This window comes from Dictyoglomus sp. DH (assembly GCF_055181375.1).
Genome location: NZ_CM143706.1, coordinates 1,098,931 through 1,108,371, shown reverse-complemented (window position 1 = coordinate 1,108,371; position 9,441 = coordinate 1,098,931). Strand labels below are relative to the sequence as shown.

Here is a 9,441-nt window from a genome sequence, read left to right as displayed (position 1 = left end):
TCGATTAACCTCCACCTCGTCAACTTGCCTAAAAGGCAAGTCCTGGCGCTTAGATACTCAAATAACTTAAAATTTTCTCTTTAATATCTTTTAGAAAACAATCTAATTCCTTTTTAGGGACATCTCCTTCTAATGTGATTCTTAAAACTGGTTCTGTGCCAGATCTTCTTATAATAATTCTTATACTATTATCCTTTATCACCTCCTTAGCAATATCCATTATTCTTTTCTCATCATCTTCTGTAAGTTTTATTCCACTTATATTTATCTTATCATGTACTTGAGATAAAAGTTTTATTTCTTCCAACATTCTTACAAAATCATCTTTCATATGCTTAAAAATTTTTACTAAAAAAAGAGATGTAAGAATTCCATCTCCTGTAGGTAAATAATCAAAAAGAATTATATGGCCAGAAGTTTCTCCACCTAAATTTAAATCATGTTTTAGTATAGTCTCAAGTACATACCTATCACCAACATTTGCCCTAATAAGTTTTATACCTTTTTTATCTAAATACATCTCAAGTCCATAATTGGTCATAATTGTACCAACTACTTTGTTATTTCTTAGGATTCCTTGCCTTTTAAAATATTCTGCAAGAATACCCAAAATTTTATCTCCATCGATAATTTGATCTTTAAAGAATCCTATAACTCTATCCGCATCTCCATCATATGTAAATCCTATATCAGCCTTACTTTCTATAAAAAGAGATTTACCTATCTCTGGATATACTGCCCCACAATTTTCATTTATATTAAGACCATTATATTCAATATTATAAGCATACACTTCTGCCCCTAATTCTCTATAAATTTCAGGTGCTACATTAGATGCAGATCCATTAGCACAATCCAACATAATTTTAAAACCAGTGAAGTCTTCATTCACTACTTGTTTAAGATAATTTTTATATATTTCTTTTCCTTCATTAAATTGAAATATTCTTCCTATTTCATAAGGGTCTGCCCTGTAATAATTATCAGTTCCTTTCATGTATTCTTCAATCTTTTTCTCTACTTCATCAGGTAACTTAAATCCATCATTAGCAAAAATTTTTATACCGTTATATTCAACAGGATTATGGGAGGCTGAAATTACAATACCCAATAAAATATCTGGATTAGTCTTAACTAAATAAGATACAGATGATGTTGGCAATATTCCAGCATCTAATACATCTATACCACCTGAAGTAAGTCCTGCTGACAAAGCACTTTTTATCATATCACAAGATCTTCTCGTGTCTTGAGCAATAATAACCTTCTTGCCTCGAGAATTCTCAAAATAACCTAAAAGAGCCCTAGCTAATTTATACGCGAGCTCAGGAGTTAAAGCTTTATTAACAATACCTCTAATGCCATCAGTACCAAAAAGTTCTCTCACTTAATTTCACTCCTCTCCTTTTCCAAAATAACAATATCATATTTTTCATTTACTTCTTTACCTTGCCAAAAACCAACCACTTCAAAATTCTTTCTTACCTCACCAGTTACAATTAGTTTTTCACCTTCAGCAGGAATTCCAGTAGTACTTAATACAGTAATCTGAAAGTTTTCAAAAGTAAGAGAATAGGCAGAATATATACTTCCCCATATACCATAAGGGTTTGTAGCCTCACCTTTTAGGGTTATTTCTTTCCCTATATATTTTTCTATATTTCTCCACTTCTCTTTCCATGGAGAGTCTTTTAACCAATCGTAATAACTATAACCAATAAAACATAATAAAAGAAATGAAAAAATTAAAAAATTTCTTATTCTTTTATTTTTAAAAAATTTCATGACAAATTACCCCCTACATATATAGGAAGTCCATAACCACAATAAGGACATTTATTATTGTGTCGTAAAAGATTTTTTCTTATAAAATATCCTTCTCTTACAATTAATTCACTACCACAAGAAGGACAATATGTAGTACTACCCCTAACATCCCTTACATTTCCAGTATATACATAATTTAATCTTTTTCTTCCTTCTTCATATGCAAAATTAATTATTTCAAGAGGAGTGGGAGGCTCTATAAATTTATATGCTGGAAAATATCTAGTAAAATGTAAAGGAATATCCTTACTAATTTCCGCTACCCATTCAATTAATCCGATTATTTCTTCCTTCTTATCATTATAATTTGTTATAATTAAATTTGTTAACTCAATGTGAATCTCTTTTTCAAAAGCCAAAAGTATAATTCTTTTTACCTTTTCTAAGTCTCCTTTACAAAGTTTTCGATAAAAATCAGGATTAATTGACTTAATATCTATATTCATAGCATCTATGAATGGAGCAATCTCTAAAAAAGGTTCTTCCTCAACAAATCCATTAGTCACAAAAACATTTTTTAAGTTATATTCTCTCGCGAGTTTAGAAACGTCAAAAACAAATTCGTACCATATAAAAGGCTCATTATATGTATAAGCTATTCCTATGGATTTATTTTTCAAAGCAATATTAACAATAGTTTCTGGAGAAATCTCTTCTAAGTAAATTTCCTCTGGCAAAACTTGAGAAATACTCCAGTTTTGGCAAAAAGGACACTGAAAATTACAACCTGCTGTGCCCATAGAAAGAATTGAATTTCCTGGATAAAAATGGTATAGAGGTTTTTTTTCAATAGGATCTAAAGCAATAGAACTTACTTTTCCGTATATAAGAGTTACAAGAGTACCTTCTCTATTTTCTCTAACACCACATATTCCTCTTTTATTAGGATAAATTATACATTTATGAGGACATAAAAGACAGTGAACTTTCTTTTGATCTAATTTTTGGTAAAATAGAGCCTCTCTCATTAATCATTCCTTAAATCTTTGAACAGAAAACCTATATATTTTAAAATCCTCATCGGGATATATTCCAGCCTTAGCAAGAGCGATACTTAGCTGTTCTTCCACTGTATCCACACCTTCTAAATCAGGAAGTAATACCCCTTTTCTCCATCCTTTCTGAACTACAATACCATATTTTTTGGGATCAAGTTCTGAAATATCTTGAACTTCTTCCAAAGGGGAAAGTATATCTACAGAAATTTCTATATTATCTAATTCATCTAAGGACACAGAGGGAAATCGAGGATCTTCAGTAGCTGCACTTATAGCATTCCTTATAATTTCCTCAGCTATATTGGGAGTAGTAGGTAAAATAGTACCAATACATCCTCTAAGATCTCCATTGGGTCTTTTATGTAAAGACACAAATACACCTGATCTCCTTCTAAGAAGTTCATGAGGTAAATCCGAGGGAGGAGAAATTACTCTCCCCTCCCTGAGGTATGTCTCAATAGCTTTCCTTGCCAAAGAGACTATATGATAACCAATATCCATATAAATTCTTCCACATTAACGTTTTGAGTATTGGGGTGCTCTTCGTGCTCTCTTTAAACCATACTTTTTTCTTTCTTTTTCTCTTGGATCTCTCTTTAAAAGTCCCTCTTTCTTAAGAAGAGTTCTCCAATCAGCTTTTAAGGCAACAAGAGCCTTAGATATTCCATGAGCAAGAGCTTGAGCTTGAGCACTAACTCCCCCACCAATCGTTTGAGCTAAAACATCCACTTGATCTTTCATGCCAGTAAGTTCCAAAGGCTTTTGTACCACTTTATGGAAAAAAATTCTCCCTCCAAAATACTCTTCCATTGGTTTATCATTAACTATTATTTTACCTTCTCCTGGAAATCTAAGCCAAACCTTTGCTCTTGCTGTCTTTCTGCCACCTACCTCATGAATTACTTTTACTTCTTGATTTGCAAACTCCAACATTTATCCCTCCCGTTTTATATATTCAGTTCTTTTGGCTTTTGTGCTTGATGTGGATGATCAGGTCCAGGATAAATCTTTAATTTCTTTAACATTTTTCTTCCTAATGGACCCTTAGGTAACATTCCCTTAACAGCCAGATATATTAACATCTCTGGCTTCTTAGCTTTTAATTCCTTAGCAGGAATTAATCTATGCCCTCCTGGATATCCTGAATGAAAGAAATAGATTTTTTGATTTTCTTTTTCTCCTGTAAGAACTACATCCTTAGCATTAATCACAATCACAAAATCACCTGTATCCACATGGGGTGTAAAAATAGGTTTATGCTTACCCCTTAATATTTTAGCTATCTCTGAGGCAAGCCTTCCAAGAACTTTTCCTTTAGCATCAACCACATACCATTCTCTTTTTACCTCTTCTTTTTTTGCCATAAAAGTTTTCATTTTTAAATATTCCTCCTTTCCCGTTGCATTTTAATATAAATTTGTAAAATATGTCAATAATCTATTTTATATAAATATAAACCATTAGAGGGAGCAGGAGCTGAAAATCTATCTTTATATTCCTCTATTAAATAACTCTCAAAATCCTCTAAACTTTTTCTACCTAAGGATATCTCTACCATACTACCTACCAAAAACCTTACCATTTTTCTTAGAAAATAGGGGGCACATATGAAATAAAAAAGATAGTTTTTTTTAAAACACCAAAATGATTCAAAAATTTCAATAATAGTATTTTTTTCTGATTCTTTAACTGCAAAATTCACAAAATCATGTTTACCTTTTATAATAAATGCTGCTCTCATTAGTAGATTCCTATCAAGAGGCCCTTTTATCCACCAAGAAAAGTCATTTAAAAAAATATTTTTCTCTGAATGATTATATATGAAATACATATACCACCTTCTTTTAGCAGAAAACCTTGCATGGAAATTGTCTTCAACCTTTTCAACCTTTTTCACTACAATGTCCGTAGGAAGTAACTTATTCAAAACAGATTTAATTTTTTCTTCCTCCCATTCTCTTTGAGATTTAAAACTAATTACCTGTCCCAATGCATGGACACCAGCATCAGTTCTTCCAGCTCCAACAATTTTTATTTCCTCATTAAATATATAACTCAATATTTTCTCCATCTCCCCTTGAACTGTTCTTTTACCTTTTAATCTTTGAAAGCCATAAAAATCTCTTCCTAAATAAGATATCTCCAATTTCCAGTTTGGCATATCAACTAAAAAATACCAGCAATAAAATTGGATATAAAATACCAATAGTCAAGAATACTAAATCCTTTATAGTCCAATAAGATACTCTATATCTTGTCCTACCCTTTGCTCCTCTATAACAACGGGCTTCCATAGCTTCAGCCAGCTCATTTGCTCTTCTAAAGGCATTTATAAATAAAGGAATAATTATAGGCAGTAAACTTTTGGCTTGAGATATTAAATTTCCTTTTCCAAATTCCGCTCCTCTCGCCTTCTGGGCTTTAATAATCTTATCTGTTTCCTCTAAAAGAGTAGGAACAAATCTTATTGCTATAGTCATCATCATGGAAAATTCATGTACAGGAAATTTAACAAAATTTAATGGCTTTAATAGATCCTCAATAGCTTGGGCTAACTCTAATACTGAAGTGGTAAGAGTAAGAAGGGAAGTTATCAATACTAAGTATATGAGTCTTAAAGACATAAATAAAGCCATTTTGATACCATTGTCAGTAATATGAATAATTCCATATCTAAAATATACTTTTTCACCTTCCTCTCCAAAGAAAAAATGAATTACAAACGTGAATAATATCAAAAAATAAACTGGTTTTAGACTTCTAATAAAATAGTTTATTGATAAAGAAGATAACAGTATTCCAAGTAAAACTAAGAGAAAGAAAAGTAAATAAGAATAGAAATTCAGTTTAAGAAGGAAAATAATAATTATCAACCAAAAAGATACTATAATCTTAGCTTTAGCACTAATTCCATGAAGTAAAGAATTTCCCGGAATGTATTGTCCCAACGGAAATGTCTTTAAGATTTCCATATCGAAATATGCTCCTTAAAAGCTACAATTCTCTCTACAATTTCATGCACAGTAAAGGCTCCTTCTAAAGGATAGCCTTTATCTTCTAATATCTTTCTTAATTTAAGAATTTCCGGAAGCTCCAACTCTGCTTCTTCAACTTTTTCGTAATTTAAAAACAATTTTTCAATAGGACCATCAAAAATAATTTTTCCTTCTTTTAAAACTATTATCCTCTTAACGGTTTTTATTATCTCATCCAAATCATGAGAAACCAAGATTAAGGTTTTATTTTTACTTTGTATCCACCCATTAATATAGTTCATTATTTCGATCTTACCTTTAGGATCTATATTTGCAGTAGGCTCATCCAATATAAGTACCTCTGGATTCATAGCAAGAATACTTGCAATAGCCAATCTTCTTTTTTCTCCACCAGAGAGATTAAATGGAGATCTATCTTTAATCTCTTCATATGGCAATCCAACTGTAATAAGGGCTTCTCTTACACAATTTTCTAACTTTTTATCTGATATCCCTATATTCCTTGGACCAAATGCTACCTCTTCAAAAACTGTCTCAGCAAAAAACTGATGTTCTGGATATTGAAAAACAATCCCTATAATCTTACAAAGTTCTTTAGAATTCCATTTTCTAATATCTCTGTCTTTTATAAAAATTTCTCCTTGGGTAGGATAAAGAAGACCTGAAATCAACTGAATCAAAGTTGATTTACCAGATCCTGTTTTCCCTATTATTCCTATACTTTCCCCTTCCCTTATATCCAGAGAAATATCTTTAATTGCTTCTCGTTCTAAGGGGGTCTTTTCTAAATATATGTATTGTACATTCTTAAGGCTTATCAAAGCCATACAGAAAGTTCCTCAATGGTAAGAATGGGATGAGGTATTTCAAAACCTCTTTCGACTAAACATTTAGAGAGTTTTGTAACTAATGGTACAGAAAGTCCCCATTTTTCTAACTTTTCGTCTTCCATAAATATCTCCTTTGGAGAACCTTCTAAAACTATCTCTCCTTTATTAAAGACTGCTATTCTATCCGCCCATACAACCTCTTCCATATGATGAGTAATAAGTATAATAGAAGTTTTCTCTTCTTTATATAATTTTTTTATAACCTCCATTATCTCTTTTCTACCTTTTGGGTCCAACATAGTTGTAGGTTCATCTAAAACTATATATTTAGGTAACATGGCCAATATTCCAGCTATTGCTATTCTTTGTTTTTGTCCACCAGAAAGAAGATGAGGAGGATATTTTCTATATTCTTCCATCCCGACAGATTTTAAAGCAAAAGCAATTCTTTCTTCAATCTCCTTGGGAGGCAAACCAAGATTTTCACAACCAAAAGCCACATCTTCCTCAACAGTCATTCCTACTATCTGATTATCTGGGTTTTGAAAAACTAATCCTACTCTTTTTCTTATTTCCCACAAATTTTCAAAGTTTTTAGAATTTAAACCATCAACGATCACATCACCATGAGTAGGAACAAGAAGGCCATTCAAAAGCCTTGCAAAAGTTGACTTACCTGAACCATTAGCCCCAATTACAGCTAAAAAAGAAGGAGAAGGTATCTCTATATTAATATCTTTTAGAGCTACCTTCTCCTGAATTGTACCTTCATGATATACATAAGAAACATTTCTCAATTGAATCATTATACAAGTTCAATTACTGCCTCTTCTGCTGCATCCCCTCTTCTAAAACCAGCTTTTAATACTCTTGTATACCCACCATTTCTATCTTTATATTTTGGGGCTATCTCCACAAAAACTTTCCTCACAAGTTCTCTATCTTGTAACCATGCATAAACTAACCTTCTATGATGCACAGAGTCATCCTTGGCTATAGTAAGAAGTTTCTCAGCTAATTTACTTACCTCTTTTGCTCTTGGTAAAGTTGTAACTATCTTTCCGTTTTTAAATAAAGAAATTAAAAGAGCTTTTAAGAGAGCCTTTCTTTGAGGTGTTGGCTTACTTAATTTTCTATATGCCTTTCGATGTCTCATTCTAAGTCCTCTCCTTTCTCCAAATCAGGGTTTTCAGTATCCCTTAAACTCAAGCCTCTTTCTCTAAGCTTCTCCTCCAATTCTTGGAGAGACTTTAAACCAAAGTTTTTAATCTTCATTAGATCTTCTCTTGTCTTTGTAAGTAAATCCTCAATAGTATGTATACCAGCATGTCTTAAGGAATTATAAGCGCGAGTAGAAAGACCTAAATCCTCAAGAGTTAATCCCTTCTTGCTCTCTTCTTCCAGAGTTGTAATTTCCTCGGCTACTTCTTCATAGGAAATTTGAAAGTCTCTCTCTGCTAAAAGTTTAAAATATTCCATAAGAATTCTCGATGCTTCTCTAAAAGCTTCTTCTGGAGTTATAGATCCGTTTGTCCATATATCTAAAACAAGTCTATCCAAATCTGTCCTTCTACCTACCCTCGTCTTTTCTACCTCATATCCAACCTTCTTTACAGGAGAAAAAATAGAATCTAAAACTAAAACTCCAATAGGTTGGTTAAGCTCTTTATTTTCTTCAGCAGTAACATAACCCTTTCCTTTTTTAACTTCTACCTCCATTCTAAATGGTACTTCATCAATTAAGGTTGCAATTTGCAAATCGGGATTTATTATTTTAACATTAGCAGGTACTACAAAATCTCCTGCCTTTATTACTCTTGGACCCATAACATCAAGATGGAGTATATGGGAATTATTATCTTCTATCTTTACTACCATCTTTTTTAAATTCATTAATACTTCAAGAATCTCTTCTTTAAGACCTGGAAGTACTTCTAACTCATGTTTTACTCCTTCAATCTTCACAGAAACAACTGCCGCACCTTCGATAGATGATAAAAGTATTCTCCTCAAAGCATTTCCAATAGTCCAACCATAACCCCTCTCTAAGGGTTCTACTATGAAACGACAATAACTATCAGTTTTCTTTTCAATAATAACCCTTACATTTTCTTCTATAAGCAAATTATCTACCTCCCTTTTTCCTGCCACAAAACTATCTAGAGTAGAACTCTACAATAAGTTGTTCTTGTACTGGTGTATCTATTTCATTTCTGACAGGAAGTCTCAAAACTCTACCCTTAAAATTATCTTTATCCAATTCTAACCAAGCAGGAACAGATCTACTTCCCAATACAGAGACAGCTTCTTGAACTGGAAGTAAATCTTTGTCTAAAAGTTCTATTACATCTTCTGGTTTTACATTAAAAGATGGTATATTAACTCTTCTTCCATTAACAGCAATCTTACCATGAGAAACTATTTGTCTTGCTTGATCACGAGAAAGAGCCCATCCAAGTCTGTAAACCACATTATCAAGTCTTGTTTCTAATAACTGTAAAAGACGTTCACCTGTAACTCCTCTTCCTTTAGAAGCTATCTCAAAATATCTTCTAAATTGTCTCTCTAATACACCATATATTCTTTTAGCTCTTTGTTTTTCTCTTAATCTCAATCCATATTCTGTTAGTTTTCTCTGAGCTCTGCCATGCTGTCCTGGAGCATAAGATCTTCTATCAAAGGGGCATTTTTCAGAAAAACATTTTGTACCCTTTAAAAATAATTTCATTCCCTCTCTTCTACACAAACGACAATCTGGTCCTGTATATCTTGCCATTTTCTCTCCTCCCT

The 9,441-nt window shown here is 32.3% G+C and carries 13 protein-coding genes; all 13 read right to left on the bottom strand.

Translation table 11 applies throughout. The features are described from left to right. Positions 1 to 49 precede the first annotated feature (49 nt). Genes ACY3JJ_RS05375 through rpsD form a run of 13 tightly spaced genes read right to left on the bottom strand, consistent with a single transcriptional unit; the run spans position 50 to position 9,427 of the window. Positions 50 to 1,387 (bottom strand): phosphohexomutase domain-containing protein, encoded by a 1,338-nt coding sequence (locus ACY3JJ_RS05375; protein ID WP_463091134.1) that lies wholly within the window; start codon positions 1,385 to 1,387, stop codon positions 50 to 52. Further along, on the bottom strand, positions 1,384 to 1,785 hold the full coding sequence (locus ACY3JJ_RS05370; protein WP_463091133.1) for a hypothetical protein: 402 nt from the start codon (positions 1,783 to 1,785) through the stop codon (positions 1,384 to 1,386). Before ACY3JJ_RS05370 ends, ACY3JJ_RS05375 begins: the two co-directional genes overlap by 4 nt. Beyond that, positions 1,782 to 2,795, bottom strand: coding sequence for an AmmeMemoRadiSam system radical SAM enzyme (gene amrS / locus ACY3JJ_RS05365; RefSeq protein WP_463091132.1), 1,014 nt, complete (start codon positions 2,793 to 2,795; stop codon positions 1,782 to 1,784). Before amrS ends, ACY3JJ_RS05370 begins: the two co-directional genes overlap by 4 nt. A gap of 3 nt (positions 2,796 to 2,798) precedes the next feature. Continuing rightward, positions 2,799 to 3,326, bottom strand: coding sequence for an AmmeMemoRadiSam system protein A (gene amrA, locus ACY3JJ_RS05360; RefSeq protein WP_463091131.1), 528 nt, complete (start codon positions 3,324 to 3,326; stop codon positions 2,799 to 2,801). 15 nt (positions 3,327 to 3,341) lie between these two features. Further along, positions 3,342 to 3,758, bottom strand: a complete 417-nt coding sequence (gene rpsI, locus ACY3JJ_RS05355) for a 30S ribosomal protein S9 (protein WP_463082210.1) — start codon at positions 3,756 to 3,758, stop codon at positions 3,342 to 3,344. A gap of 14 nt (positions 3,759 to 3,772) precedes the next feature. Then, positions 3,773 to 4,201, bottom strand: coding sequence for a 50S ribosomal protein L13 (gene rplM / locus ACY3JJ_RS05350; RefSeq protein WP_463082211.1), 429 nt, complete (start codon positions 4,199 to 4,201; stop codon positions 3,773 to 3,775). 53 nt (positions 4,202 to 4,254) lie between these two features. Then, positions 4,255 to 4,986: a tRNA pseudouridine(38-40) synthase TruA gene (truA, locus tag ACY3JJ_RS05345; protein WP_463082212.1), complete on the bottom strand. Its 732-nt coding sequence runs from the start codon at positions 4,984 to 4,986 to the stop codon at positions 4,255 to 4,257. 1 nt (position 4,987) lies between these two features. Then, positions 4,988 to 5,797 carry an energy-coupling factor transporter transmembrane component T family protein gene (locus ACY3JJ_RS05340; protein ID WP_463091130.1) on the bottom strand — a complete coding sequence of 270 codons (810 nt, stop codon included), beginning with the start codon at positions 5,795 to 5,797 and terminating at the stop codon, positions 4,988 to 4,990. Continuing rightward, entirely contained in the window at positions 5,785 to 6,648 is an 864-nt protein-coding gene (locus ACY3JJ_RS05335) for an energy-coupling factor transporter ATPase (RefSeq protein ID WP_463091129.1), read from the bottom strand. The genes ACY3JJ_RS05340 and ACY3JJ_RS05335 overlap by 13 nt, the downstream gene beginning before the upstream one ends. Then, entirely contained in the window at positions 6,639 to 7,457 is an 819-nt protein-coding gene (locus tag ACY3JJ_RS05330) for an energy-coupling factor transporter ATPase (protein ID WP_463091128.1), read from the bottom strand. Before ACY3JJ_RS05330 ends, ACY3JJ_RS05335 begins: the two co-directional genes overlap by 10 nt. Beyond that, positions 7,457 to 7,807, bottom strand: a complete 351-nt coding sequence (gene rplQ, locus ACY3JJ_RS05325) for a 50S ribosomal protein L17 (RefSeq protein ID WP_463091127.1) — start codon at positions 7,805 to 7,807, stop codon at positions 7,457 to 7,459. The genes ACY3JJ_RS05330 and rplQ overlap by 1 nt, the downstream gene beginning before the upstream one ends. After that, on the bottom strand, positions 7,804 to 8,775 hold the full coding sequence (locus ACY3JJ_RS05320; RefSeq protein WP_463091126.1) for a DNA-directed RNA polymerase subunit alpha: 972 nt from the start codon (positions 8,773 to 8,775) through the stop codon (positions 7,804 to 7,806). Before ACY3JJ_RS05320 ends, rplQ begins: the two co-directional genes overlap by 4 nt. Before the next feature lie 31 nt (positions 8,776 to 8,806). After that, positions 8,807 to 9,427 carry a 30S ribosomal protein S4 gene (gene rpsD, locus ACY3JJ_RS05315; protein ID WP_463091125.1) on the bottom strand — a complete coding sequence of 207 codons (621 nt, stop codon included), beginning with the start codon at positions 9,425 to 9,427 and terminating at the stop codon, positions 8,807 to 8,809. Positions 9,428 to 9,441: the final 14 nt, after the last annotated feature.